Source organism: Olivibacter jilunii, assembly GCF_900607235.1.
Taxonomy (GTDB): Bacteria; Bacteroidota; Bacteroidia; order Sphingobacteriales; family Sphingobacteriaceae; genus Olivibacter; species Olivibacter oleidegradans.
Genome location: NZ_LR027860.1, coordinates 82,246 through 108,654 on the forward strand (window position 1 = coordinate 82,246; position 26,409 = coordinate 108,654).

Genomic DNA, 26,409 nt, shown 5'->3' on the forward strand with positions numbered 1-26,409 from the left:
GCTTATTACTTCTTTCCTTTTGTTAAGTTAGATTTTCCGGTTGTTATTATTTCTGTTTTTGAAGAGGTCTTTTTACTGTTTTGATAATCAGAAGAACCCTTCTTCTCGGTGCTTTTGGGTGTTTTTTTGTCTCTGCTCATGGTATATTTATTAATTATTTCCCATTAATCGTTCTAACCGACGGATATTATCCTCAAGTAAATTTTTGTTTAGATCATCATAATGGTCGATACGGTATTGCTTTAATACTGCTATCACCGCATCAGCCTGTGCAATAAGAGATGATATGTAATGTAGTGCGCCACTTTTTGCATGTTCCATCGCCGTAATCTTATCAACGAAATCCTGCTGAATAGAACGCATTCCGGTAAGCGAATATGCTTGATTGGTTAACGAATAATACACTTTCACGGGATGGTTGTCTTTCCAAATTGTCTTGAAAGGCTTCATATTAATCCGAGTGAAATCATTCGAAGACATCTCAGTAATTTCGGTATTATTTATTGAGACCCGGTAGTACCGATAATAGCTCTTCATCGTAAATTGTTTTTAAGTAAAGTATATTCTTTTAGGAAGGAACTTGCCAGAGCATCCATTCAAAAAATGAATGATGAGATGCATTGCTTCATTACCATAATGATCTTATTCTATTAAAAATTACCGCTCAGTCGATATCGATTGCTAAATAATTTGATAAAAAAAGAAGTATTGTTCCAAGGGTTCATGATCTGTAGCCTCGAGCTACCTAGTAGCCCTATATCAACCAATTTTACCCTTTTCTTTTGGAGATATGCAATAAAGGTAATAAAATAATTGACAACCAATGAATTGTACCACTTTATTTTTTTAAGTCTCCCTCTTTAAATCATTGCTTTTTTTTGTTATTACCAACCAAAAAAGTTATCTTTACATTTTAGAGTACAGTTAGCATTCTACAGGTTACCACTTTCCTTCTTTCTACACTGCCAAAGTGGGCTTCAAATTTTTTCTGCATTCTTGATTTATTTACACAATTAGTTTTATGGTTATTTTCATTTTTTTTATCGGACTATGGTATCTGTCCCTTTTTTCACAAACCTTCTTTCAACATCGATATGCAGCACATGGCTCCTTTACGATGAGTAAGTTTTGGGAGCGTTTTTTTTTCATCTTCGCCTATCTCACCCAGGGTTCTTCTTACATGAGCGCCCGAGCCTACGCCATTATGCATCGCATGCATCACGCTTATACTGATACCGAGAAAGATCCTCATTCTCCTCGGTTCTCATCTAATATCTTCAGTATGATGTGGCGTACACGAAATATTTACGGGAATATTGTTAACAATAAAGAACCGATAGAAACACGGTTTCTTAAAAACTTGCCTGAGTGGAAAGGATTTGATCGCTGGGCACATTCGGGAGTATCGCGACTTCTGTGGGTAGCTGCCTATTTCGCTTTTTTTCTATTTTTTGCCAACACCTATTGGTGGTTTTTGCTGTTGCCTATTGTAATCACGATGGGTGCGTTTCATGGCGCGATCGTTAATTGGTTTGCGCATAAATATGGCTATATAAATTTCAGGTTACGAAACACCGCTAAAAATTTATTGGTTATTGATGTATTGATGCTCGGTGAATCGTACCATAATAATCATCATAAGCATCCTTCATCTGTAAATTTCGGAAATCGCTGGCATGAAATAGATCCTGTTTATCCCATCATTGTTTTGTTGAAGTGGCTTCGGATTATTCGCTTTCCCAAACTTACTCCAGTAATTTAACTCATTAAAAGCCGAATAACGATCTGGTTTATTGCTTTTTTGGCGGTTTAGTGCTAGGCGCCGCGAAGTGTCGATGCAGCTTCCGGAACGAAATCATTGTACCGAACAGAAGCAAATGTTAAGTTATGTTAAGATTTGGGCTATGCTGAAAATCTACCGACTAAAAGACGTACCTTACACCAATTAAAAATATGATGTTATTAGATAAAGTGTTAGATCCGCCATCGTATGGATGGACGGATCGGGATGGGGCCTTCAGTAAACCTACAACCAAGCAATTACTCCGCGAGTTTTTAAAACGTATTAATATATTTCAATCCAAAAAAAATTGGTTACCTCTATTTAGCTGGGCTCGCGTACTTTTACTGATTCCGCTGCTATTTCTTTTTATATTCAACTATTTCAGCGTCGCTTTATTAGTTGCCGCGTTTATTTACAGCATGATCATTATGGGAACGCACGGAACGATCTGGCACCATCGGTATTGCACGCACAAAGCCTACCGTTTTAAGAATCGATTTTGGCGGGTGCTAACACAAAACCTAACGATCAGCATGATTCCCGAAGAAATTTATGCCATCTCGCACCACGTGCATCACGCGAAATCAGACAAGCCGGGCGATCCTTATAATGCCAATGGCGGTTTCTTATATTGCTTTTTAGCAGATGTAAATCATCAACCTATTGCTAAAGACCTCAGTGCAGAGGAATATAAGCAAACTGTGCAACTAATGGCACACACCGGTGTAAAAGCTAATTGCTATAGAAAGTATCAGAAATGGGGATCAGTTGTACATCCAATGCGTGCTATCTCTGCTTGCTTAGTAAATTGGTTGGTATGGTACGGTATATTTTATTTAATTGGCGGTCATGCGCTGGCTTGCGCACTCTTTGGTGCCGCAGCTTTCTGGGCAATAGGCGTGCGAACGTTTAATTATGAAGGACATGGAAAAGGAAAAGATAAGCGTAAAAAAGGCTATGATTTAAACGAAAAAGATATGTCAATTAATCAATTATGGCCAGGTTTTGTTGCAGGGGAATGGCATAATAATCATCATTTATACCCGAGCAGTGCGCGTTCAGGCTTTTTAAAACATCAGGTAGACTTGGCTTGGTATTATATAAAGTTCTTGCACTTTATCGGTGGCGTAATCACTTACCATGATTCGAAAGCTTCTTTTATGAAGCGATATAACGGGGCATAAAATAACGACTACTCCTGTTGGAGAGGCAAAAAATAGCCAGCGATCTAGTTAAGAGGCTGGCTATCTTTATTTGTATAAAGCTACTTTGCGGGTGTAATAACAACCTTTCTGAATTCAATCGGACCATGGTCTCCTTGAAAATAGATCGGACCAGGCTCACCTTCATTACTGTCGAGCGCACCACCGGTAATACCTGGTATTTCTTGATTCGCAATAATCGTTTTACCATTGGCTACTATGGTAACCATCCGCCCCACCAGTGTAATATCGTAACTCTGCCATTCGCCCGGACCTTTTACCGCCATCTCACTTGGCACTAAAAAGCCGTAAACTCCACCGAACAAATGACTATTGGGATGATCTGTTTTTGGATTGTCAATGATTTGTACTTCGTATCGGCCTCTCAAATAAACACCACTATTGCTCCCCTCTTTATACCTAAATTCCACGTGTAGCTTAAAGTCGTTAAACTTTTTCTCCGACACCAGGTTTGCACCCGATTCCGGACTCGTCAGAATTCCATCTTTCACTACCCATTGATTTTTGTTCCCAAGTGCCGTCCACCCTGTTAAATCTTTTCCATTGAACAGCTCGATTGGTTTTCCCCAAACGGGTTCAGCTGTTCTTGTTAGATAGGGGGCTCTTACTCCAGTAAAAGACTGCTTTACACCGGCGCTTGTAGTGATTGTCCCCTGAATGCGATCGCCCGATACAGTTCCTTCTAAGACCAAGTCACGGTCTTCGCGCTCCCATTGTGGAGGAATAGCAAAACTGAATTTTCCATTCTCAAAATTAACTTTAGCAACAGGCCGTGCACTACCTCCTGTACTAACAAAACGTCCCACCAGTGTTTTAAAGCCCGACAACTCCACTTCCAACCAAGATGGTGCCGGTTTGCCATTCTCTTCGACGGTGATATCCCAACGACCGATGAGCTCCCCTCCTTGCACCGCATTGCTGTGGATAGGCGCTACCTGTGCCTGTGCGCAAAAAGGCTCGATTGCAGCAAACAATAAACCACATGCTAAGCCTAAAAATAGTTTCTTCTTCATAAATATGGTATTCAATAGTTATTATGGTCAATAAAGATATCGTTTTTTACCCATACACGAAATTTTTAGACTGAATAGACTTTTCTTAACCATAGCTTCCATTTTTCAAATGGGTGTTTTCGGTTTAGGAAAATGCTTAAGCTACATTTCCAGATATCCCTGAAATGTGGTAACGAACTTGCCAACATCAACCCCATCACACAGCGCATGATGTACATGTATAGACATGGGAAGCAAGATCTGATCATTTTGAAATAGGTATTTCCCAAAGGTGATTTTTGGTATGCCATTATCTTGCCCCCCATATAAAGCATGTTCCATTTGTGTAAAGGAAATGTAGGGCAGCACCGAATAGTGTATAACATCCCGGCAATTTGCATCCGTTTGTAATCCACGCGACTGCTTTTCTAAATTAATTTGTTTTTTTAGTTCTACTTGAAAGCGCTCAAATTCATCGTAAAAATCAAAATAGGCAAAGCCGAAAGTTTCGTCAGGCCTGATGACGGTAATGGACCCGCCAATTTCGTGATACTCCAGGACGTTGTTGTCATGTATGCGATAACGAAAAGCCTGCACTTCGTTAACCGCCCGCAGCGATAAGTATAAATAATAGCAAAAAAACGAGACATTATAAGTCTTACAATATGCAAAAGCTTTCGTACAATTTAACTGCGTGGTGACACCCCAGAACGGTTTTTCAAAGGATCTAAAAAAGTCGTAATGAGCTTGCCGTTTCCAGTTCAGCGTATTGACTTGGTTATAAGAAACTTCTTTTTTCATGCGACAAATATCTATTTTTGCTCGTGGAGCCTTGGTGCAAAAAAGGATTTTAAACAGCGCAAACGGATTTTTATGTATACCTTATATAGCCATGAATTCACCCAATTAGTGGACCGGCAATTTGCTGATTCGGAAAAAGGCCAGTATAAAGCGTTAAAGCATGTCGGTCAATTTAATGCTATAACGCGTACGTCCAACAACAGCAATTTTAACATACTTCAATTCGAGTCGTCCTTTCAGGAGGAAGTACGTGTCGTTAACTTTCGAGACTTCAATCATACCAGCTTCCACTTCCAACTTGAAGGGCATTCGAACGCGCGTATCTCTTGTTTCGGGGATGCGCTACCCATGAAGCAGGGTGAATTTAATGTAATGAATTGTATTGATCCTATCAGTAATTTCTCGTTTCCAAAACAGAAAGACTATAGTTATATATGCCTAGGGATTAATCAACAATACCTTACATCACTATTGGAACAGTGCGGAGCCGAATGGCAGAAAATAGCTAAAAAGCTAGCAAAAGACCAACCCTTTACTTTATTTGACAAACCAAAGCATTTTGGCTCCTTACTAAAACAAACCCTTTACGCAATCATTCATCCTCCGGTGGCCGATTCTTTAATTTCTACCTATGTCCCCCATAAAATTGAAGAATTGATATTACTTATCCTAAATGAATCATCGCTTAGTCAGAAAAGAAACACTTTTCCTTTCAGTCAACGCGACGTCGACTTACTTCACGATTTAAAAATATACTTAGACGATAATTTCCTGAAGCAGCATAACCTTTCCGGGCTGGCCAGACAGGCCGGTATCAATGAATTCAAACTAAAGAAAGGCTTCAAAATCTTATTTAACTATTCAGTGTTTGGCTACATCAACCATTTGCGTATGCAATATAGTTATAAACTCCTCCAAGCAAGAGCTCTTCCTTTGGGTGCAATTGCGGCCTTGGTTGGCTATCAATCTGATGCCTCCTTTATACGTGCCTTTAAAAACTATTATGGGTACGCGCCGAATAAAAGTAAGCCCCTTGGAAATGGTTGTTTTCAGGGATTATAGAAATGAGTTTCCTGTACTAATTTTGATGTAGAAATCATACATCAACAATGGCTACCTGGAGCTTTAGCTACACTTTTTTTATTTCAGTTGTTTTCTGTTGCTCCATGCACGCCTGTCAAAGCAAAACGAAGGTGATCGCAACCACTGTAGAAACCAATTCCCTTCAGCTATATCCTTATCTTGGCAGCAATGGACTTTATGGTTACGCTGACACGGCGATGCGCTTGGTGGTTTCCCCATGTTATATTACTGCGAATAAGTTTACTCATACCGGTTTTGCCGTCGTACAAGATACGACACTGCAATATGGTGTCATCAACACTCTTGGGAATATCGTTGTGCCTATAAAGTATAAACATATTTATCTTCAAGAACTGGACAACTACACGTTAATGTGGACGGAAGAGACTTATACTACGCGATGGCGTTTCTGGAATTGGCGCTTTCTTCCCGGTCTTTCGCTTATGGGATCTTCAAAAAATGATAACCGTTTATTTGACACCAAGGTTAACATGTCTAAACTAAAAATCACTATTATTGAAAACAAGCAAGTTATTTATGATAATGAAGTACAGACTTCTGAAAGCTATCGTTACCACATGGAGGTTAATAATTTGGGCGACGGATATTTTTTACACAAAAGAAAATTATATCAACTAAATGATGGCAAAGCAAAGGTCATAAGCAACCATATTGAAAATGTTATTGGATATGACCAATTGTTTCAAGTTAACGGTAACAACTATTATATCACCGATCGAAATAACCGAAAAACAGATGGACGGATATTTAGAAAAAAAGACAGTTTAATTTATACTGTTAAAGGCGAAAGCCATGCCATTAAACTGCATAAAGACGACTACCTTTACCAAAATATCGCGCAAGTGTTTGAAGATACAGAAGGCAAGCAGTACCTCTTCCCTGAAATGAAGATAGCATTTCCCCAATCTGTCGAAACTCTAATTGATGATCATATTTTAGCTGATTCGGTATTACAGCAAGCGATGTTATTAGCGCCCATTGCCGGAACAAATTGCTTCTTAGTACGCTCGTTCGACCAAATAACCGGCCAGATTAAACACAAAGTTCTTCAATCGGATGGAAGGTGGGTGTCCCAACCTTCCGGCGAACATAATTTTACATTACGTTATCCTACCGGCGATATCGTATGGCCCGAATTATCCACTGTAATCAATCCAAATGCTTTGAAAGATTTTCGTGCCATTGCTTACGAAGATGTATCCGAAAATATGCATTGGTTGATCATAACTCTTAAGCGAGGCGATCACCAGAGACAAGGCCTTTGGAATAAACAGGAAAATCGTTGGATTTGGAATCCCGATAATTATAGCATCCGCTGCTTGGATGCCGAAAAGGGGTTATGGTCTTTTAGGCCTGAACGTGAAAAGGCCTACGGTATTTATCGTCCAAAAACAGGTGAGGTTTTAATTACCCCGACCTATTTTGACATCAATAGCGATGGGATGGTTACCTTACAGGAGAACGGACAATATATACGTTTCTACGTCGATTTTGAGAGCTTACAGGAATATCGGGATAAAATCAGGAAATAAATCAGTTATGCATTCTTAACAATTTTCACTAATCGCACAAGAACCGGTGATGTTAGTAAAAGAATAAGACCTATGGTGATATAGTTGAGATAGGGCTTCAACATTGGCACTTTGCCTATTAAATATCCTGTGAGTGAAAACCCAACTACATAAAAAAGGGAACCTACAGCGGCATACAGTAAAAACTTATTGAAATGGACCTTAGTAATACCGGCAACAATAGGCACAAAAGTACGAACCACAGGAAAAAATAAAGCAACAGCAATTGCTAAAGAGCCATGTTTTTGAAAGAACCGCTGTGCACTTATTAAGTAGGTTTGCTTAAAGAATCGGGAATCTTGTCGCGTATGCAGATATGGTGCTATTTTTTTACCGAATATATATCCCGTTATATTGCCGGCAATAGCAGCGATAGTTAGCAGCATACATAGTGTCGGCAGGTCATAATGATATCTACCGGCTGCAATTAGCACACCGGCGGTAAACATAAACCCACCACTCGGTAAGAAAAAGAGAAAAATCAACCCGATCTGTCCATAAACAGAAAAAATCAAAAACAACATGCCCCCCTGGTTTAGCAACGCTTCCGTATCAAACATGACACAAACATACTAAATTCAGTATTTGCAAAAGAAGAATATGGTCTTACGCGCATGAGGTAATTGTGTTGATACGCAAAAAACAAGCAAAGGAGCCTTTCATCCCAAAAAAAGCACTATTCATCCCAATTAATTGCGTCAGGACAGTTAATTATTTAGCATTGTACAAAATAAGAATATGAAACTAAGAAGAATCGAAGCCATTGTCGCTACCGTTATTACACTGGTTGTTATGGTAATAATGTTTGGCAAAAAAACGAAAAACTGGGAAGCTAGGACGTCGCTATTTCTAGAAAAGCCCTTTGAAGAAAAGGGAATGACTTTTAACTTTTTTGAAAACCATCTTTTGCCGACCCTATTATTTGTAGCACTTTTCTATATAGCTTTTCTCACATTCAATAATTTCATTATTCCCAGATACATAAACAAAGCGAAGTACGAAATGGCACTCTTTACATCTTTTCTTACGCTTTTTATTTTGTGGTTTGGCTTTGCCTACTGTGAGTGGATGCAGCATCGATATAATAGACTAACTGTTTGGGCCTATTTTGGCGAAAGCGGGAGGGTAATCAGCTCTATTGTTTCTATTGTTCTATTTATTAGTACTTATACGTTAGCGAAACAAGGGCGTCTCTTTTTACTTCAAAAAAAATTAAATCTGTCATCGACACTTCTAAAAGAAAGTTTAATTGCTTTCTCCGTTATATCATCTGCCTATTTGTTCCTTCTGGTTTTTAATGGAAGTATGGCCTTTTTCTGGCTTATAATTTCCATTTATCTATTTATTATGTATAGTATAGAAATGTACGGATTACTCCCATTTTGTAGCAAAGCCAAATACAGTTTAAAACAATACCTCTATGTACGATTGCCTCTTTCGTTTCTTATTTATGCACCATTTGGATTTGTAGTGGTTAGCGGGCTAGGATTCAACACTAATGCCTTTTTCGCGTTATGGTGCTGTACTTGTCTAATCTCTATCCCGGTTATTAAACACCTATATCACCTAAAGCTGCAACATCATACAAAATTAGGTAATCTTGAAAATGCCTTAGGTAATAGTACGGCTAATTTGAGCTTTTTACGTTCGCAAATTAATCCTCATTTTTTATTTAACGCATTAAATACTTTATATGGCAGCGCGCTGACAGAGGGCGCAGAGATGACCGCCACGAGTATACAGAAACTCGGTGATATTATGCGCTTTATGCTTCATGAGAACATACTAGATAACATACTGTTGGTTAGGGAAATAGAATATTTACACAACTATATAGATCTTCAGAAACTGCGGACAGATTTATCGCAAAATGTTATCGTGGATTACAATATTCAACAAGTTACTAAGGACCTTTTTATCGCCCCTATGTTGTTGATCCCTTTTGTCGAAAATGCCTTTAAGCACGGTATAAGTTTAAAAGAGCCGTCGTGGATTAAAGTCAATCTTTCTATGCAGGATGATCGCTTATTTTTTGATGTATACAATAGCGTGCATTTAAAGCAGATAAATGATCCCGAAAAAAACCGCAGTAGTATAGGTATTCCCAATGTAAGGCAGCGCTTATTACAACTCTATCCTAATAAACACGAGCTTACTATACGTCAAACTGATATGGAGTATTTTGTTCACTTAACCCTAACATTATGAAATTTAAAGCTTTTCTAATTGATGTAATTCTTATCTTTTCGTCTTTTCTTTCATTTGCACAATTCAAAATCAGCGGTTCTGTGATCGGCGATAAGGAGGTGAATCTAAAATTGGACGTCCCGGTAATCTACGATCTCGACCCATTAAATGCAAAAGAAATAGCTGTTGAAAGCAACGGGAACTTCAGCGTCAACATCCCACTAACAGACCGACGATTTATTGCTCTTCATCTTGATAACGATCAAATACTTCTATTCGTCCAGCCTCACGAAGATTTATTTTTAGTGATCAATAGTAACAATAGAACGATTGCGGACTTCAAAGGAAGTCTGGCGGATGAGAACTACTTACTGCAAGCTATTGGTTTTAACAAAACTCCTTTTTTCATGGAACAGCAAGGAGGAAAGTATAACTATGCATCTACAACGGCTGAAGAAATACAAAGCATGGTAGTTAAACCGTGGTTTAAAGAACGTGAGGAAAAGTTACTGCGTATAACACAGAGCTCGATCTCTCAAGCAAACAAGGAGCTTTTTAAAAATGAGGTGCGATTCCATGCGCTAGCAAGCTTGACAGATTTTACAGGGTCAATTGTCCGTTGGAGGAAAAGCGAATGGAGAAATTTTCAGCTGGCATTATACGATACCTGTGTCACCGAATCTGGAGGAACAGTATCATGGTCTTCAATACTATAAATTCATTGACCGATACATTAGTTATATGCAATCCAAAGCGCTTGATCAATACTTAAAGGACACAACAATCAGCCGTCTGCTTTTTTTCAATTTAAGTTTAGACAGCATAATGAGGCTAGCTAAAGTAAATGGTGAAAACTATGTGGCATGGTTGTCTGTTAAACAAAATGTCAGTCGTGCTACTGCTGAAAGGTATCTTGCGCAGCAAATCCTAAACAGCTATCGCTATAAGGATTTAAAATCGATGAAAATTTTAATGGTTGATTTTGAAGCATATTTTGCCGATAGTCGTTATTTACCCCATCTCCGGACTTGCATAGCGAAGCTTGATGAAAAATTGATGGCTAATAAGCGTAACGCTTCTATTAAATTTTTTAATGAAGGCAACCATATAAAATCTATTTACGAAATCATCAAACGATATCGAGGGAAAGTGGTGTATTTAGCTATTTGGGGAACCTGGTGCGGCCCCTGTAAAGTAGAATTATCTTACACATCGCAATTAAAAGATAAATTTAACAATAAAGATATTGTTTTTATATATTTAGACATGGACGACGACGACAAAGAGGATGAATGGCGTAATTTTGTCTGGATTAGTAATCTACAAGTCCTCCATATACGTATGAATAATGAGCATATTCAGCGAATCTGGGCAGAGCTTCTTCCAACCGGGGACGGTCTACGCGGATTATATCCTAGTTATTTTATATTTGACAAAAATGGAATCTTGATCAAAGAGAAGGCAAAGCGTCCGAGTGATCAGCAACTACTCTATACACAACTGGAAAAACACCTATGATATGATTAAAGCAATCGCTATCGATGATGAGCCTATAGCCTTAGGTATTATACAAAAGCTTGCAGAGAAAGTACCTTTTCTGCAAATAGATAGTACATTTACTAATGCTTATCAGGCCATAGAATACTTGCAAGTGGAAAAAGTAGATCTATTGTTTTTAGATATAAAAATGCCTGACATTTCAGGTATCGACTTTTATGATGGCTTATATAAAAAACCCTTCGTAATATTTACAACCGCTTATGCAGAACACGCTCTAAAAGGCTTTGACCTAGATGCAGTGGATTATCTTTTAAAGCCCTTCTCCGTCACTCGTTTCTTGAAAGCATGTCATAAGGCTAAGAATCTCTTACAAGTAAAAAATGGCGTTACCGAAATGTCTCACGCTATTTTAGTTAAAAGCGGTATAGAACAAATCCGCCTATATCTGAACGATCTGCTTTATATAGAAGCAACTGGCAATTATGTCAGTTTTGTATGTAAAAACGAAATTGTCAATAGTCGGATGACCTTAACCGAGTGTGAAGAGTTGCTTCCTAAAAGTCGTTTTATCCGCATTCATAGATCATTTATCGTAAATACAGACGCGGTAACGAAAATCGAACGTCATCAATTAACCGCTCAAGGCTATATTCTTCCCATTTCATCTTCGTATAAAAACAAGTTGCCTAGGCTTTAATAGAAATTGGCAAATCATGCATACTAGCCTGTATTGTCCATCGATGGATTCGAAAGGTACAGAAGCCAATTATCTCAAATTAATACAACTGGTTCAAGCGTTCAACTAATTATATCTGTATCAACAGGTTGATATCCAAGGCATCTACTTATACTTAGTATTTGTCCTTTATGATGAAACTCATGAGTAATAACATGGCTAAATAGGTGAAAAGGACTTAGTGTACATAGACGGCCATTTCGCATAAAAGTAACGCCCAATTTTTTCTGCCTGCTTTTTTTTATGAAGGCATCAACATGAGCATCTATGTCCAAATAGATAGGAATAATGTCTTTCATAGAGCTAACCACTTCCTCCTTCAAAAAATCCGTGTTTAATGCCATGCCACGACATACGATCCAAGCTTTGTAGGTATTACTAACAAGCTCCGCACACTACCTCCATTACCAAAAAAAGAAATTGGCTTTACAAAATCCTCGGTTACGAACGTGCTGCAATAGTCAAATAGTTTTTTCCGTGAATGCTTCACCAATTGATATTGGTGCTCCATATATTCATTTAATGATTCCATTGATTCCAATTATTGTTTGTATGTGAATCTTTCTCTCCATTACATAAGGTTCAAATGTCTGTTTTATAATTCAACGCAGTAGTTGTGCCAATTGTTACATCGATGGTGGTACCTGTAATACTTTTCGCCATATCTGACACTAAAAACGACGCTGCAGAAGCAATGTCGTGCATAGACGGTAACTCTTTTAACATCGTATCAGATTTCATCTTTTTGATTACTTCTATGATTCGATCACCACCAAAAGCTAAGGCCTCCTTAAAGGGGCGCGAATCTAAGGATCCTGCCGATCGTATGTTAACTACTCTTACCCCTAAAGGTCCTAATTCGGCTGCCAGATTTTTGGAAAAGGTTTCGACAGCCGAACATATGGGCCCGAAGCCTCCGACTTTGGGGTAACCTATTCCGCCGGGAGTTGCCGTTAAAGTTAATATCACCCCGTAACCTTGTTTAGCCATGATTCTCCCGGCAGCCGTAGCAGTTAGAAAATGAGTTTGCATCGCCGTCGTTATCGGACGAACAAAGTCGTCTAACGACATATCAATCAGATCAACATCCTGCAGCACTTCAAACCCCGCAAGATTAAAGGAAGCATCGATTCGCTTCGTTTTCTTTAGTGTCTTGACAAGGTGTTTTTCAATAGCCCCCTTGTCTAGGGCATCAACTTCGGCTGCTTCGGCAAAACCGCCTGCTTCATTTATTTCTCGTGCGACTTCTTCTGCCGGCGTCAAGTGGCGGTTGCTTAAGAACAGCTTTGCACCGGCTTGAGCCATTGTTTTGGCTACGGCGCCGGCAAGCGACTGGCTGGCTCCGTAAATTACTATTACTTTGTCTTTTAACATAATTTGGCTTTTTAATATCAGCACAAATATACAAGTCGAAAATTAGCTGGCCCTACTATTACGCTTTTATGAAGTGTATTGTGAATTTTAAAAAAGTTTAGTTGCCTTTTCTAAATTTTTCGTAACTTGTAATCACGCTATAATAACATTTATTTAAAGATTTGCTAAAGTAGTTTTTGAATTTTTGCGAGCGGACAACTTACCCTATTCTTTGGATATAAAACAAAAGTACTGGCATGCAAACGACAACAAAAGACCTATCCGAACTATTGAAGGCCCGTGATCAAATGATGGCGGCAATAGCCTTTACCATTGCAAAGGATATTAAATCTGAGAAAGCAGTGGAAGTAACTCAGCAGAAAGAACAAGCAATTTCGCTTCATTTGTTAGATTTAATTAACATCGATGTAAGTGATGAATACCAACACCGGGCTCTCTGAGCTAATGTTTACTCACCACCCGCCCCAATGCCTGTCTTATTAGCCAATAGGCATATAAGGCCTTTAACCTTGTCTCACGGATGATACAAATTGCGTCTTTATAGGACCGCATCAAAATCCACCATGGCATGAAGCATGTATCGTCAGTTGGCTAATTATGTAAATGTGTAATTAATTAGTTTATTATTTTAAAACAAAAAAGCTTTTTTTTGCATTTTATACTATACATTTATTAGAGGCAGCTAATGTCCTCAAGGATATTAACATTTATAAACCAAAACGATTATGATATCCCCAATTAATCTCTGTAAAAGAAAATTGATGGGCTGTGTGTTCATTGGGATGACAGTCCTGTTGACATCTTGTGAAACAAAGCCGATAGAGCCCAGTGAACTTCTTTCCCAAAAACAGACCTTTAGCTCACTTAAGCGAACTAGTTCACCGTTACCTTCGTTACATGTAGACGGCAATCAAATTAAAGATGCTTTCGGAAATCCTGTTACACTTAGGGGTTTTTCACTCCTTCCAAACGAAAGCAACGATGAATGTACCACCTGTAGCCCACGACCGATTAGTGAAATGTTAGCATTACAGGCTAATGCTGCCCAAGGATGGTTCTCGCGAGTTGTGCGCATCGGTGTTCATCAAAGTTACAGTGATCCTGCCAGTGCTTTTGCAAATCACATTGATCCTTTTGTGCAACAGGCCATTTCGTTAGGCTTATATGTTATTGTTGATCTTCATCTTGTCGCAAATTATGGTGATGGAGGGACGCCACAGTCAAAAGTGATCGACTTCTGGCGTTATGTAGCGCCACACTATGCCAATAATCCGGAAGTGATTTTCGAGGTGTACAATGAGCCAATTAGTCCCGATAATTGGACGACATGGAAAAATTTTATTCAACCTGTTGTCGATACTATCCGAGCAGTTGCACCTAATAATCTCATCCTCATGGGTAACCCACAATGGAGCACACGGGTCAACCAAGCCGTTTCTGACCCTTTTGATGATCCAAATATGGCTTATGTGTATCATATTTATCCTAATCAGCCGGCAACTACTAGCAGTTTGGATGCTCGATTTGGTAATGCTGCAAATAGCATTCCTATTGTTATAACTGAATTTGGATGGAACGCTGACCCAAATTATTCCGACAATGTCACTTATGGCACATCCGGCGGTTGGGGCAAACAGTTCCGTACGTATATGGATGGCCACGCCCATATCGGTTGGCTTAACTACATTTTTGACAATTATTGGAAACCACAGATATTCGACTGGAACTGGAATTTAATGAGCGGCGAAAATCAAGGAAAGTTTATACGGGACTGGCTTTTCGAATTGCAAAATCACAATCAGGCGGGCGGTTTTACACCCGGACCACAAACGGCGTTTAAGGTGCATAACATTCCTGGCAGAATGGAAATTGAAGATTTCGATGAAGGCGGCCAAGATATCTCCTATCATGAAACGACCTTCGACAATCAGGGAGGAAATGTTTACCGTAACACGCCGGTTGACCTAGGTACCACAAATGATGGCGGCGGTGGATATACGCTTGGTTATATAAATACGGGCGAGTGGCTTGCTTACACCTTATCAAATACAGTTGCCGGCACCTACGACATCAACCTGCGTGTAGCAAGTGGCGATGCAGCCACCGGAAAAAAAATCACCGTAAAGCTTGATAACGCTCCACTCGGAACAGTCGATATTACAAGTACCGGTGGTTGGGAGACCTATCAGAACTTTACGTTAAGTGATGTGACGGTACCATCGGGCAGTAATAAAATTCTTCGACTGGAATTTGAAGGCATCGGCTACAATGTAAACTGGGTTGAATTTTTGTCGAATCCCTAATTTACTCTTCTTGTCTCTATCAATATCATCAAGAAAAATAATTGTAATTGTAAGCTGTTTTTGTAAATTGCACGTAAAAGCAATCCGATTCCATCGCCACTTAGTACGGTGAATTGGATTGTTTTATGCTTAAACTTCAACAACTAATAAGCCGAGCGCAGCTAATGAAGGAACAGAAATTACGATTCACTGCCCTGGATGTATTTCGGGGAATGACAATATGTTTCATGATAATTGTAAACAGTCCAGGGTCAGGTGCAACACCGTATTGGCCTTTGAACCATGCAACATGGCATGGTTTTACTCCTACGGATCTTGTCTTTCCTTCATTCTTATTTGCCGTTGGGAACGCACTTTCATTTTCTGAAAGGAAATTTCAGTATCTCTCATCCAAACAGGTACTTTTGACCATTTTCAAAAGAGCGGCATTGATTTTTTTATTAGGCTTTTTAATGTATTGGTTCCCCTTTTTTAAAATAACGGAGCAACATGAAATCATATCTTTCCCTTTACATGAGACTCGTGTATTTGGCGTTTTACAGCGTATTGCCTTATGTTATCTTTTTACAGCCCTAGCGGTGTACTATGTTCGAAGAAAGTATCTTGTTTGGCTTGCGATTGCATTATTATCAATATATTGGGTCATCCTACTAATTTTTGGCACGGATGCGCCCTATTCATTAGAGGGAAATGCCATATTCAAACTCGACCTATGGCTTCTTGGCGAGTCTCATTTATATCATAGCCACGGAATTATTTTTGATCCGGAAGGTTTGTTGAGCACAATACCTGCTATTACCAATGCAATTGCAGGGTATTTGGTCGGTAAGTATTTACAAGAAAAGGGCGGAACGGTACAGAGCCTTGGTAAATTGTTGATTATTGGCGCTATCGGTGTATTGATAGCCTTGGTATGGAACCAGGTGTTTCCTATAAATAAAAAAATATGGTCCAGTTCATTTGCGCTATTAACGATTAGCTTAGACCTACTAATTCTTCCTTTGTTGGTTCCAATTTCAGAAAATGGTAATGGCGTCCCAAGAAAATGGACTAATTTCTTTATTATCTTTGGAAAAAATCCGCTATTCGTTTACCTATTATCCGAAATTGTTTTGATCAGCCTATTTTTAATACCTTTAGGTGGAACTTCGTTGTTTGATTACATCAACATACATTTGTTTCAGAAATTACTCCCCGGTCCGGCAGGATCGTTATTATTTGCACTATGCTATATGCTTTTCTGTTGGAGTGTTGGGTGGCTACTTGATCGCAAGAAGATTTATATAAAAGTCTAACGAGAATGGGCACATCACAAATATGATGCAATTACTCTGCTGGACGAAATCAAGTAAAGATTTGTTTTTACCCTTATTAAAGATTTGTACATTCGCATTAGCTTTAATTCTGCTAAGAAGCGTGGAGTGCATGCTCTGAAGTTGATCGCACTGAAATAGTGAGGAAAAGTAATAATACGTTAAATGCAAAAAGAGTATATATACCCTATTGCCATGACAATTGCCGGCTTTGACGGTAGTGGTGGCGCAGGAATTCAGGCAGACATCAAAACCTTCTCCGCATTGGGATGCTTTGCTACCTCGGTGTTAACAGCACTTCCCATTCAAAACACACAAGGGGTTCAAGCGATTTATGCCATCCCGGATCGGGCCATACAGGAACAGATAAGGGTTCTATTGAGCGACATTTTTCCGAAAGCTATAAAAATTGGAATGGTGCACACAGCAACTTTAGTGGATGTCATCGTGGAAACCCTTTCAGAATATCCAAAAGTTCCACTTATTTTCGATCCCGTGATGGTAGCAAGCAGCGGACATCGACTAGTACAAGACGCAACTGTAGCTACTATTGTGGAAAAGCTAATTCCGAAAACCGATCTTATTACCCCCAATATCGATGAGGCTGCTGTACTTGCCGAAATGAAAATCAGCTCCCTGGATGATATGTATATTGCCGGCGAACGGATTTTGAAGCTGGGAGCTACGAATGTTTTATTGAAAGGAGGCCACTTGCAGTCATCTACGCTTACGTCCTTATATTTCGACAATCAAGGTAAAGTCCATTCCTATGAGTCAGCTAAACTGGAAACGAATAATCTACATGGAACAGGCTGCACGCTATCATCTGCTATTACAAGCTTCTTAGCCCGGGATTTCCCTATGGAAAGCGCAATAGTTGCGGGACAGTGCTATACGTACAAAGCTATCAAAAACGGAATGGATGTCTTAACGGGTAAAGGGCGCGGCCCTTTAAATCATTTTTTCGATCCTGAAAAATTAATAAAAAACGCTTTTCTTTCGGAGAGCGAGCAAGATCAAAAAAACAGGTAAAGCCCGTGTGAATGCTATTAATTATTAACGCCTGAGCAACCGATATGTTCGACTTTCACACGAGGCTGTCTAGGCAAGGCTACTACTGCAATTTAGGATCGAAATCAAATATTAGTTTCCCTTCAATGGCGTTAAAGCCCACTCTATTCAGTTGTCCTTGAGGTCCGTGATCCACAGCCCGGTCAAATTTGGTACCGATGGCATTAATCGCGTGCAAAAATGAAATGTCACCATCAGGAAAATCGGGAGAATTGTTTTCATTCCTTGCGCCTTTTGGTTTTTCCGGCGTGTACAACCGCAAAAACAGTTTATCACTTCCGTTATATACAATAAAATCCTTTGCTTTATTTTTTATTACAACCCAGTTGAAATCGCGATAATAGCCCTTAAACTCCGGATAATCCCATGATTCGCCCGTGACCGTATTATTGTACTTTTTGTTCCAAACACCGAAGCTATTTCCCTTCATCCGATTTTTCCATACCCTATAGGGGCCTCGTCCCATATACCGAACACCGGTAATTAAATTTTCAGGAAAATTGAAGTTAATTCCTAAAAAGGGATACTCGTTATGCGGATTGGAATTATAAACATTGTATGCATATTCCAATGTTAATAAACCGTTCGGAGCCAATATATAACGAACCTTCTTCCAAGCACCGGTATACTGAACATCCACATAAAGACTGTCTCCTTTTTTGTAATGTTTCATACCTACATAAGATGCCTTTCCTACCGCCAATTGCGGGCCGTTAGTCAAAGGAATTACCGTGCCGTTACTAATCACACTTTGCAGTAAGCCACTTTTTGTATCAAAGGCAATGGTAGTTTTATTCAATTGTAAACGTAAAGTATTATTAGCTTCGTCAACGGAAATAGGCCAGCTTATTTTTGTGCTGAGCCATCTTTCATTCATTTCAATTGGTGATTTTAGTGACCAAGTCCAAGTGAAAATCTCCCGACCATAAGGATCTTTAGCGGTAAGTGCTAACACATCGGTCTTCGCTAAATCATGCTGAAAGGGTAAGCGTAAATAGCCGTTTTGCTGAGGCTCTACATTGGGTCCTTGTAAATCACCTTTCTCAAGAATTTTCACGGTGGTATCCGATTCATATGGTGTCGGTAATTGCCGACATTCATAGCTAAACCTAATCTGATTGAGATTGGTATAAAGGTAATCATTGCTGAGCGGAAGTAAGCCATCAAAGTTCTGGGGAAGCTTATCAAGAGCTATCTTTATAGGTGACCAAATCTCTTTAATAGTATAAAAACTCCCTTCTTTTTCACGATAAGGTCCAAGTATTCCATCGGGTGCCAAGTTACCTTTTATATCCATGCGTCCTTCCTGATCCAACCGCACAACCCCTTCGTCTGCAAAGGACCATAAAAAGCCTCCCGCAGATAATGGTTTACTTCTCATCAGGTTCCAGTGATCTTCCAGCCCGGCACCGTGCCCTCCGTCATAGAGTCCGTGTAAGAATTCAGTAGGAAAAAATACTTCTTTTCCATTATACAATGATCCGACACAGCAATCATAAGCTCTGTAATGCTGCGTGTCGGTACCTTCAAAATTATTCCATGGGTGTATAACGGTGCGCTTTTGTGGGTCATATTTTGCGTAATCGGCAACGAGCTCGTGATTATTCCCCCCTTCGTTTCCGTTAGCCCAGATAACGATAGAAGGATGATTTACGTCCTTCATAACCATTTCTTTAAGTAATTTACGTCCGACGCTGGTATCGTATTTTTTTTGCCAGCCTGTCAATTCATCAATCACAAACAGTCCGAGCGAGTCGCAAATATCTAAAAAATGAGCGTCCGGAGAATAATGAGACATACGAACCGCATTCATATTCATGTCTTTTATAAGATTAACATCTAACTCACTGATTTCCTTGCTCATTGTTCTGCCAGAGGTAGGCCATGCGCTATGTCTGTTAACGCCTTTAAAACGCACTTTCACGCCGTTCACGAAAAAACCTTCTCCACGTCTCAACTCAGCGGTTCGAAAGCCAAACTTTTCGACCTTGCTGTGAATGATTTTGCCTTTATAGTCTCTTAATCTAACAACTACCTGATAACGGTTGGGAAATTCAGGCGACCATAATGCAGGTTTAGTTACTTTATTATTCAGTGTTACTTTCCCTGATTTGTGATCGAGTTTCGCTTGAAATGCTTCGCCAACAAGCTTTCCGTCTAAATCGCTTATCTGCGCTTCCACATATCCATGTGCTAACTTTCCTTCTGTGTATACGTCCATCACGAAATTGCCATCTGCTCTAGCATCAATAGCTGTCCATTCTATATGTGTCTGCGGCGTAATTTCTAAATATACGGGACGAAAAATACCGCCGAACACCCAGAAATCTGACATCCGTTCGGCACGATTGACCGAAGTATCGGCCGATATTTTGCTGACTTTAACTTCCAAAAGGTTATCACCCGTTTTCTTCAGTAATTTAGTGATATCATATTTAAATCGATAAAAGGAACCTTGATGAATAGCTCCCGCGATTTTACCATTAATCTTCACTTCTGTATCGGTCATTGAACCTTCAAAGACTATTTTCATGGTTTTATTTTTCCACGTCGGGTTGCTGGGAAATCGATACTTATAATAACCGATTTCGTTTTTACTGAAATCTTCTTCCCAACCATAGTGGTAGGTTCCAAAACCCTGGGTTTCCCAATTCGAGGGCACTTCAATCGTCGTCCACTGCCCACTTTTTGCACCGGAAGAAACCATAAAATCCCAATTTTTAGTATGATCTTTGTCCGTTCCTGAAAGATATTTGACCACTGTTTCCTGACTAAATACCGTTGATCCCGACAGAAAGCACAAAAGGAAGAAGCTTATAAGACCTATTTGTGGTCTACTACAAAAAGCGATTACGGAAATTCTATATTGCTGAAGCATAATTATTGGCTCGATAATGATAAGTGTTAGTTTTACAATTTTCAGCATTTTTGTGCATTAAACAAAATATTGTTTAGATTATCCGCCAAGCGCGACTAAGACCCAAATGTATAGCGTTGTTGCAGACCTTATTGAGTCGGGAAAAATGGGGAGATTTAGTTCATATGCAAAACAAAACAGTTCATTTATCCTTTATAAAAGGAAGTCTTAAATACACCCTAAAAATGGCATAAAGAGCCTCTTCTATTCTCATAAATAGGTAATACCTTTGTTATACGATAATAAGACAAAAAAAAATAGCTAACAAAAAATAAAACACTGAATTATGAAAAACAATGTTATATGCTGGTTTGAAATATATGTCCGGGACCTAGAAAGGGCAAAGACGTTTTACCGGACAGTTTTAAATAGAACGTTCTTTGATGCTGAATGCGCACCAGGCGAAGCGCCTCAAGAAATGAAGATGACTTTCTTTTCTTCGCCTGATGAGGAGACCGATAAGGTAAGCGGCGCACTGATAGAAATGCCCGGCACAAAAGAAGGCGACGGTGCTTGCGTCAATACCATCGTTTATTTTCCCTGCCAAGATTGCAGTATAGAAGAGAGCCGTGTAGAAGCGGCCGGAGGAAAAGTTCATAAATCGAAATTTTCTATTGGCGAATACGGCTATTGTTCTCTGTGCATGGATACAGAGGGCAACCTCTTTGGCTTGTATTCAATGGAGTAATGAAAGAGAATTTAACCCTTTAGTAATGTGTAACACATAAAACATTAATAGTTTTATAGCTAACAGCTAATAACCTCTAATTAAAATAAATAATATGAAACTCAATCCTTATTTGAACTTCGATGGCCAGGCAGAAGAAGCATTCAAGTTCTATCAATCAGTTTTTGGCGGTGAATTATTTATCCAAAAAATGAGTGCGGCTCCAGGAGGTGAAAATCTTCCTGACCATGAAAAAAACTATGCGATGCATGTCTCTATTCCCATTGGTGAGGGACAATTTTTAATGGCTTCCGATTGTCTAAAATCAGCAGGTCATCAATTAAACGTAGGAAACAACAACTATATCTGTATCACACCTGATAGTCGCGAAGAGGCGGATAGATTATTTAACGGATTGTCGGCTGGAGGAAAAGTCGAAATGCCTATGGCAGACATGTTTTGGGGCGATTACTTTGGTTCATTTGAAGACAGGTACGGTGTTCGTTGGATGATCAATTATAACGAAAAGGCGAAATAACAAATCTTAAGTATTGAAGGAGTGGGAGACGAATCATCTGCCCACTTCCTAACGATTATTCGCCGCTTCCTGAAAAACTCGCGAACCTTCAAATGCCAGAATTGTTATGGTAAAAACAAAGATATTTTACCATGGCTAAAAAATGGTTCCTTGCTGCCAACAAAAAGCAAACGGACGGCAATAGAATGGAAGCACCGCAAAGGATCAATGCGAGTGACGGAATCAACACCTCAGCTTCCCTCGAGACACTCCCTCACGTTTTATTCGCAGATGATGATGCCAATATGCGGGAATATGTTAGTTGTTTACTTAAGACACAATATCGAGTAACCGTAGTTCAGAATGGCATTATGGCTCTTGAGCTAGCAAAAACAACACGACCCGACCTAATATTAAGCGATATTATAATGCCTGGGATGGACGGAATACAGCTATTGCAGGCGTTACGTCAAGATCCGAGAACACATGATATCCCACTCATTCTACTTTCCATAAGAGCGAGCGAAGCGTCAAAAATTGATAGTTTCGACGCCGGTGCTGACGATTATTTAGTAAAACCTTTCACTCCGCCCGAATTATTGGCACGAATTAAAGCGCATATCACGCTTAAGAGAACGAGAAACCAAGCCTATCAGGCTATTAAGAGCAGTGAAGAGCTTCTACAGTCTGTTTTTAACGGCGTGCCAAGCTCGATTGCTGTATATAAAACATGCTATGCTGCAGATAATTCCATCGATGATTTTGAAATGTTCTTATTGAACGATTTAATGTGCCAATCACTTAATCGACCAAAGCACGATATTATTGGAAAACGTTATCGCGAATTATTTCCTACTGCTTCGAAGCTCGATGTATTGGACCTGTTTAAAGAAGTTGTTTATACGGGGCAATCAACTAGTTTTGAACGATGGTACGAAACAAATGGAAAAAATCGCTGCTTGCGATTTAAAGCGAATAAGCTTCATGATTTGTTGATCGTAATAGCGGACGATATGACAGCAGAAAAGCAGTTACAGATAAAGAATGAGCAAATGAAGGCAAAACAGTTAGAGATGGAAGCGCGACAACAAAGAGAAATTTTTCGCGTAACACTTCGGACCCAAGAAGAAGAAAGAAGGCGGATTTCGGAGAATCTACATAATGGACTCGGACAGATGCTATTTAGCATTAAGCTGAATTTAGATACGATTGATTTAAGCGATTCCCTTTTTTCGACTGAGGAGAACCGAAAAAAATTAAAAAATGCGGAATTACTTCTTGCCAATTGTATTCGAGAAAGCCGACGAATTTCTCATGAGCTTATGCCCAGCATTTTAGAAGATTTCGGATTGGAGGCTGCTATTGAAAATATCTGTAGTCAACTTACCGGCCCCTGCAATTTCGTTGCAGAAATCGAACCCATAGTCCCACCGGCTGACCAAGAGATTCAGCTAGCCGTTTATCGTATTGTTCAAGAACTCGCCTTGAACATCGTTAAGCATTCGCAAGCTACCGAAGCCTCTATTAAAATCTATGATTCAAATGAAGGTTTTATCAATGCAACTGTTTCGGACAATGGTATCGGTTTTGATATTCAAAAAGAAGACAACAATGCTACCGGCTTACTCACCATAAAGCACAGAGTAAAAATGTTAAGGGGAAATATACATTGCAGTTCCCAAATTGGTATAGGTACTGCAATAAAAATTTCGCTTCCGAAAACTATCGATACGTATTAGCAAATACAAAGCTTCCCTCATTATTTAGTTTCAACTCTTATTTCACCCCCCTTAAGAAACAAATCGTGCGATACAAAATAACCTTTATTTGGTTTATCATTGACTATAATGTTTTTCAGCGCCCGTCCTTCACCGGCTTTTATTATAGTCAATTCTTTTCCGGCGGCTCGATGCCATTTCACTTTATCGAAAAGTGGCACGGTCACAAGGTAAGTCGGATCCGTTGCAGAATATGTGTATAGACCCAATGCACTCAGTACATACCATGAGGACATTTCACCTGCATCATCCATTCCACAAAGGGCTAGCCCCTCATCACCAATACCATAGAGATTATTTAAGATATAATCGATAATGCGTTGCGATTTTTCGGGCTTCTCTATAAAATAATAAGCGAAAGGTGCTTCATGGTCAGGCTGGTTTCCATGGCAATACTGTCCGATCATTGTTTCAACGTTTCTTGCTATATAAGTTGGATTCCATGGGATGGTAAATAACGAATCTAGTTTTGACTCGAACGCTTTCTTTCCACCGTATAATTCAATCAGTCCTTCCATATCATGCGGTGCAAAAAAAGACACTTGCCAAGCATTGGCTTCTCTATACATGTATTCATAATAAGGGTATTGCGGATTGAAAGGGGTTATCCAGTCTCCATTGTCTAATCTGCCCCGCATAAGCTTTGTCGTTGGATCAAATACGTTTCTGTAGTTCTTTGAACGGGCTATCAAACGCTTATAATTGACTTCATCGCCCAGTTTTTTTGCCATTTGCGCAAGCGAATAATCATCATAAGCGTACTCGAGTGTTTTTGAAACACCCGCTTTCCCTTTTGTTTCAACATGCGGGTTTGCGATGTCAGGATCCGATATATAACCTTTCTGTATATACTCATCTACATAAGGGCGGGCACCATTTGACGCATTTGCATTCCGTAATAATAGTTTGTAAGTTCCTTGAACATCAAAATCATTGATGCCACGTAAATAAGCGCCAACTATAGAAGAAGCTCCATGATCACCATGAAAGAAAGTTGGAATAAACCCTGTTTTATCTCCCACGTCTTTCATTGATTTAATGACATCCAATGCGACCTGCGGAGCAAGTAACCCGAGGAGTACGTCCTTATTCCGGTAAGTGTCCCAAAGGGAAGGTTCAGTATAATAGTTGAAATCTGCTTTATCCACGTTTCCTTTTGCGTCGGTAAATTCTCCATTCACGTCGCTACGTAAAGCAGGCCATAACAAAGACCGGTATAGGGATGAGTAAAACATTTCTTTTTGTTTTTTTGTTCCCCCTGTTACTTCTATAGAAGATAATATTTCGTTCCATTGACGGCTAGCCTCCTCTTGAATTTCAACAAAGCTTTTATTACCTATTTCCTGTAAAAGGTTTTGTTTAGCGTTTTCCATGCTAACAAATGACAAACCTATTTTAAGTTCAACAGGTGCTTTACTTTCATTTGTTAAATGAACAAGAGCGAAGCCCTTTGACTTTTCTGTTTGATTCTTCTGGAGCTTTTTTATATCCGTATTCAAAACGGCATAAAAATATATGCGCTCACCTGTTTGTTGATATCCTTGTAGCGTTCTACTATCTATTTGATCAATTTGCCACGCCGACACTCGGTTATTTGCCTTGGCAAGATCGAAGAGTATCTGTCGGTTCATGGTATTTTTATAATCATATGAATGGTACCCACAGCGAAGCGTTGTGGTCAATTTAACATCAACCTGATAATCATCTAAAAATACTTGATAAAATCCAGGTGCGGCTTGCTCGCGTTTATGTGTGAACTTCGAACCGAAAGAATCATCGGGATTAGATATGGGAAGTATGGGAATATTACAAAGATTCCAATGCCCTTTATTTGTATGAGTAAAACCATAAATTACTGTATCTTCATATTCGTAGCCGGCGCCTGAACCATATTCCGTAATCGGACTCAATTGAACCATAGCATTAGGCAAAGAAGCTCCCGGAAATGTAAGACCTGCCCATGACCTCCAACCTGTAGGAAGCTCATAACCAAGAATTTTTGAATCCGTAAGTGGCGCAGTACCGATGAAAGGATTTACATACTGTATATAATTCTGTTTGGTTTGCCCCCTACCGAAAAGAGCGATAAACGATAGAATCATTGTAAAGATTAAGGTTTTTTTTGCTTGGCTATTCATCTTATATTTATGCTTGGCTTTTCAAATATATACATTCAGGTTCTTATACTTACAATGCACCAGAAATGTTACAAAATCGATTTAGCAAACTCAGGAGATTACATTTGAAAAGGACGTTTATGAAGACTTGTCAAAAGAAAAGCCTTCAATCGGGGAGATTGAAGGCTTTATTAACCAATTATAAACCTAAATTATGATATCACAAAACTACGCCATCGTTGGCTTTTTTGCAAAACCTTAACAATCTTTAACATTTCAAGATCATGTTCTCCGATTAATCCAGCTCGTAGGTTCAAATTAGCAGTAGCAACCTATGATCATGCGTAAAATGCCGCGAGGAGGCACAGTTATTTCATATATTATGGTAATATGTGGTAAAAAAACAGGAAATACCCCGTTTATTTCTCTCCTTTTTCCTCTAGTTTTTACACTTT

Annotated in this window: 24 protein-coding genes; 15 read left to right on the forward strand and 9 right to left on the reverse strand. The window is 39.3% G+C overall.

Annotated elements, in window-relative coordinates; all coding sequences use genetic code 11:
• Positions 1–5: 5 nt before the first annotated feature.
• Both E0E36_RS28255 and E0E36_RS26245 read right to left on the reverse strand, forming a co-directional pair.
• A complete protein-coding gene (locus E0E36_RS28255) occupies positions 6–140 on the reverse strand; it encodes a hypothetical protein (protein WP_013667710.1) in 135 nt (44 codons plus the stop codon).
• Between the two features lie 10 nt (positions 141–150).
• Entirely contained in the window at positions 151–537 is a 387-nt protein-coding gene (locus E0E36_RS26245) for a hypothetical protein (protein WP_013667711.1), read from the reverse strand.
• Positions 538–1,021: 484 nt separating this feature from the next.
• Between E0E36_RS26245 and E0E36_RS26255 the strand changes: the two genes are divergently transcribed.
• Both E0E36_RS26255 and E0E36_RS26260 read left to right on the forward strand, forming a co-directional pair.
• Complete coding sequence (locus E0E36_RS26255; protein WP_130858407.1) at positions 1,022–1,762, forward strand: acyl-CoA desaturase; 741 nt, start codon at positions 1,022–1,024, stop codon at positions 1,760–1,762.
• A gap of 191 nt (positions 1,763–1,953) precedes the next feature.
• A complete protein-coding gene (locus E0E36_RS26260; RefSeq protein ID WP_165447086.1) occupies positions 1,954–2,967 on the forward strand; it encodes a fatty acid desaturase in 1,014 nt (337 codons plus the stop codon).
• 80 nt (positions 2,968–3,047) lie between these two features.
• On the opposite strand, the gene E0E36_RS26265 is transcribed toward E0E36_RS26260, so the two are convergent.
• Entirely contained in the window at positions 3,048–4,019 is a 972-nt protein-coding gene (locus E0E36_RS26265) for a 3-keto-disaccharide hydrolase (protein ID WP_013667714.1), read from the reverse strand.
• A 141-nt stretch (positions 4,020–4,160) separates the two neighbouring features.
• The gene (locus E0E36_RS26270) at positions 4,161–4,799 is read right to left on the reverse strand and encodes a CatA-like O-acetyltransferase (RefSeq protein ID WP_130858408.1); all 639 of its coding nucleotides are present in this window, start codon (positions 4,797–4,799) and stop codon (positions 4,161–4,163) included.
• A gap of 72 nt (positions 4,800–4,871) precedes the next feature.
• On the opposite strand from E0E36_RS26270, the gene E0E36_RS26275 reads away from it, so the two are divergent.
• Both E0E36_RS26275 and E0E36_RS26280 read left to right on the forward strand, forming a co-directional pair.
• The gene (locus E0E36_RS26275) at positions 4,872–5,861 is read left to right on the forward strand and encodes a helix-turn-helix transcriptional regulator (protein ID WP_165447087.1); all 990 of its coding nucleotides are present in this window, start codon (positions 4,872–4,874) and stop codon (positions 5,859–5,861) included.
• Positions 5,862–5,992: 131 nt separating this feature from the next.
• A complete protein-coding gene (locus E0E36_RS26280) occupies positions 5,993–7,435 on the forward strand; it encodes a WG repeat-containing protein (RefSeq protein WP_157622289.1) in 1,443 nt (480 codons plus the stop codon).
• A 5-nt stretch (positions 7,436–7,440) separates the two neighbouring features.
• Here the strand turns inward: E0E36_RS26280 and E0E36_RS26285 are convergent, their stop codons facing one another.
• Complete coding sequence (locus tag E0E36_RS26285) at positions 7,441–7,998, reverse strand: DedA family protein (RefSeq protein WP_165447088.1); 558 nt, start codon at positions 7,996–7,998, stop codon at positions 7,441–7,443.
• Between the two features lie 214 nt (positions 7,999–8,212).
• On the opposite strand from E0E36_RS26285, the gene E0E36_RS26290 reads away from it, so the two are divergent.
• From E0E36_RS26290 to E0E36_RS26305, 4 genes are read left to right on the forward strand one after another with little or no spacing between them, the layout of a single operon-like run.
• Positions 8,213–9,682 (forward strand): sensor histidine kinase, encoded by a 1,470-nt coding sequence (locus tag E0E36_RS26290; protein ID WP_130858410.1) that lies wholly within the window; start codon positions 8,213–8,215, stop codon positions 9,680–9,682.
• Positions 9,679–10,377, forward strand: coding sequence for a hypothetical protein (locus E0E36_RS26295; protein WP_130858411.1), 699 nt, complete (start codon positions 9,679–9,681; stop codon positions 10,375–10,377). The genes E0E36_RS26290 and E0E36_RS26295 overlap by 4 nt, the downstream gene beginning before the upstream one ends.
• Positions 10,331–11,179, forward strand: a complete 849-nt coding sequence (locus E0E36_RS26300; RefSeq protein ID WP_130858412.1) for a TlpA family protein disulfide reductase — start codon at positions 10,331–10,333, stop codon at positions 11,177–11,179. The genes E0E36_RS26295 and E0E36_RS26300 overlap by 47 nt, the downstream gene beginning before the upstream one ends.
• 1 nt (position 11,180) lies before the next feature.
• Positions 11,181–11,858 carry a LytR/AlgR family response regulator transcription factor gene (locus E0E36_RS26305; RefSeq protein ID WP_130858413.1) on the forward strand — a complete coding sequence of 226 codons (678 nt, stop codon included), beginning with the start codon at positions 11,181–11,183 and terminating at the stop codon, positions 11,856–11,858.
• Positions 11,859–11,959: 101 nt separating this feature from the next.
• Here the strand turns inward: E0E36_RS26305 and E0E36_RS28460 are convergent, their stop codons facing one another.
• Positions 11,960–12,241, reverse strand: coding sequence for a DinB family protein (locus E0E36_RS28460; RefSeq protein WP_130858414.1), 282 nt, complete (start codon positions 12,239–12,241; stop codon positions 11,960–11,962).
• 238 nt (positions 12,242–12,479) lie between these two features.
• Positions 12,480–13,271 carry an SDR family NAD(P)-dependent oxidoreductase gene (locus E0E36_RS26315; RefSeq protein ID WP_130858415.1) on the reverse strand — a complete coding sequence of 264 codons (792 nt, stop codon included), beginning with the start codon at positions 13,269–13,271 and terminating at the stop codon, positions 12,480–12,482.
• Positions 13,272–13,507: 236 nt separating this feature from the next.
• Between E0E36_RS26315 and E0E36_RS26320 the strand changes: the two genes are divergently transcribed.
• From E0E36_RS26320 to thiD, 4 genes are all read left to right on the forward strand, one after another.
• Positions 13,508–13,711, forward strand: a complete 204-nt coding sequence (locus E0E36_RS26320) for a hypothetical protein (RefSeq protein ID WP_130858416.1) — start codon at positions 13,508–13,510, stop codon at positions 13,709–13,711.
• 285 nt (positions 13,712–13,996) lie between these two features.
• The gene (locus E0E36_RS26325) at positions 13,997–15,574 is read left to right on the forward strand and encodes a cellulase family glycosylhydrolase (RefSeq protein ID WP_130858417.1); all 1,578 of its coding nucleotides are present in this window, start codon (positions 13,997–13,999) and stop codon (positions 15,572–15,574) included.
• 164 nt (positions 15,575–15,738) lie between these two features.
• Positions 15,739–16,869: an acyltransferase family protein gene (locus E0E36_RS26330; protein ID WP_130858418.1), complete on the forward strand. Its 1,131-nt coding sequence runs from the start codon at positions 15,739–15,741 to the stop codon at positions 16,867–16,869.
• 183 nt (positions 16,870–17,052) lie between these two features.
• Entirely contained in the window at positions 17,053–17,919 is an 867-nt protein-coding gene (gene thiD, locus E0E36_RS26335; RefSeq protein WP_130858419.1) for a bifunctional hydroxymethylpyrimidine kinase/phosphomethylpyrimidine kinase, read from the forward strand.
• A gap of 82 nt (positions 17,920–18,001) precedes the next feature.
• Here the strand turns inward: thiD and E0E36_RS26340 are convergent, their stop codons facing one another.
• Positions 18,002–20,884 carry a glycoside hydrolase family 2 protein gene (locus E0E36_RS26340; RefSeq protein WP_130858420.1) on the reverse strand — a complete coding sequence of 961 codons (2,883 nt, stop codon included), beginning with the start codon at positions 20,882–20,884 and terminating at the stop codon, positions 18,002–18,004.
• Between the two features lie 277 nt (positions 20,885–21,161).
• Here E0E36_RS26340 and E0E36_RS26345 point away from each other — a divergent pair, with 277 nt between their 5' ends.
• From E0E36_RS26345 to E0E36_RS26355, 3 genes are all read left to right on the forward strand, one after another.
• Positions 21,162–21,563, forward strand: coding sequence for a VOC family protein (locus E0E36_RS26345; RefSeq protein ID WP_130858421.1), 402 nt, complete (start codon positions 21,162–21,164; stop codon positions 21,561–21,563).
• A gap of 94 nt (positions 21,564–21,657) precedes the next feature.
• Positions 21,658–22,080 carry a VOC family protein gene (locus tag E0E36_RS26350; RefSeq protein ID WP_013667730.1) on the forward strand — a complete coding sequence of 141 codons (423 nt, stop codon included), beginning with the start codon at positions 21,658–21,660 and terminating at the stop codon, positions 22,078–22,080.
• A 131-nt stretch (positions 22,081–22,211) separates the two neighbouring features.
• Positions 22,212–23,798, forward strand: a complete 1,587-nt coding sequence (locus tag E0E36_RS26355) for a response regulator (RefSeq protein ID WP_130858422.1) — start codon at positions 22,212–22,214, stop codon at positions 23,796–23,798.
• A gap of 20 nt (positions 23,799–23,818) precedes the next feature.
• Here E0E36_RS26355 and E0E36_RS26360 read toward each other — a convergent pair whose 3' ends face one another.
• Positions 23,819–25,975, reverse strand: coding sequence for a GH92 family glycosyl hydrolase (locus tag E0E36_RS26360; RefSeq protein WP_130858423.1), 2,157 nt, complete (start codon positions 25,973–25,975; stop codon positions 23,819–23,821).
• Positions 25,976–26,409: the final 434 nt, after the last annotated feature.

Coding starts and splice junctions, on each gene's coding strand:
- E0E36_RS28255 (WP_013667710.1), bottom strand. CDS start 140: ATGAGCAGAGACAAAAAAACACCCAAAAGCACCGAGAAGAAGGGTTCT.
- E0E36_RS26245 (WP_013667711.1), bottom strand. CDS start 537: ATGAAGAGCTATTATCGGTACTACCGGGTCTCAATAAATAATACCGAA.
- E0E36_RS26255 (WP_130858407.1), top strand. CDS start 1,022: ATGGTTATTTTCATTTTTTTTATCGGACTATGGTATCTGTCCCTTTTT.
- E0E36_RS26260 (WP_165447086.1), top strand. CDS start 1,954: ATGATGTTATTAGATAAAGTGTTAGATCCGCCATCGTATGGATGGACG.
- E0E36_RS26265 (WP_013667714.1), bottom strand. CDS start 4,019: ATGAAGAAGAAACTATTTTTAGGCTTAGCATGTGGTTTATTGTTTGCT.
- E0E36_RS26270 (WP_130858408.1), bottom strand. CDS start 4,799: ATGAAAAAAGAAGTTTCTTATAACCAAGTCAATACGCTGAACTGGAAA.
- E0E36_RS26275 (WP_165447087.1), top strand. CDS start 4,872: ATGTATACCTTATATAGCCATGAATTCACCCAATTAGTGGACCGGCAA.
- E0E36_RS26285 (WP_165447088.1), bottom strand. CDS start 7,998: ATGTTGTTTTTGATTTTTTCTGTTTATGGACAGATCGGGTTGATTTTT.
- E0E36_RS26290 (WP_130858410.1), top strand. CDS start 8,213: ATGAAACTAAGAAGAATCGAAGCCATTGTCGCTACCGTTATTACACTG.
- E0E36_RS26295 (WP_130858411.1), top strand. CDS start 9,679: ATGAAATTTAAAGCTTTTCTAATTGATGTAATTCTTATCTTTTCGTCT.
- E0E36_RS26305 (WP_130858413.1), top strand. CDS start 11,181: ATGATTAAAGCAATCGCTATCGATGATGAGCCTATAGCCTTAGGTATT.
- E0E36_RS28460 (WP_130858414.1), bottom strand. CDS start 12,241: ATGGCATTAAACACGGATTTTTTGAAGGAGGAAGTGGTTAGCTCTATG.
- E0E36_RS26315 (WP_130858415.1), bottom strand. CDS start 13,271: ATGTTAAAAGACAAAGTAATAGTAATTTACGGAGCCAGCCAGTCGCTT.
- E0E36_RS26320 (WP_130858416.1), top strand. CDS start 13,508: ATGCAAACGACAACAAAAGACCTATCCGAACTATTGAAGGCCCGTGAT.
- E0E36_RS26325 (WP_130858417.1), top strand. CDS start 13,997: ATGATATCCCCAATTAATCTCTGTAAAAGAAAATTGATGGGCTGTGTG.
- E0E36_RS26330 (WP_130858418.1), top strand. CDS start 15,739: ATGAAGGAACAGAAATTACGATTCACTGCCCTGGATGTATTTCGGGGA.
- thiD (WP_130858419.1), top strand. CDS start 17,053: ATGCAAAAAGAGTATATATACCCTATTGCCATGACAATTGCCGGCTTT.
- E0E36_RS26340 (WP_130858420.1), bottom strand. CDS start 20,884: ATGCTGAAAATTGTAAAACTAACACTTATCATTATCGAGCCAATAATT.
- E0E36_RS26345 (WP_130858421.1), top strand. CDS start 21,162: ATGAAAAACAATGTTATATGCTGGTTTGAAATATATGTCCGGGACCTA.
- E0E36_RS26350 (WP_013667730.1), top strand. CDS start 21,658: ATGAAACTCAATCCTTATTTGAACTTCGATGGCCAGGCAGAAGAAGCA.
- E0E36_RS26355 (WP_130858422.1), top strand. CDS start 22,212: ATGGCTAAAAAATGGTTCCTTGCTGCCAACAAAAAGCAAACGGACGGC.
- E0E36_RS26360 (WP_130858423.1), bottom strand. CDS start 25,975: ATGAATAGCCAAGCAAAAAAAACCTTAATCTTTACAATGATTCTATCG.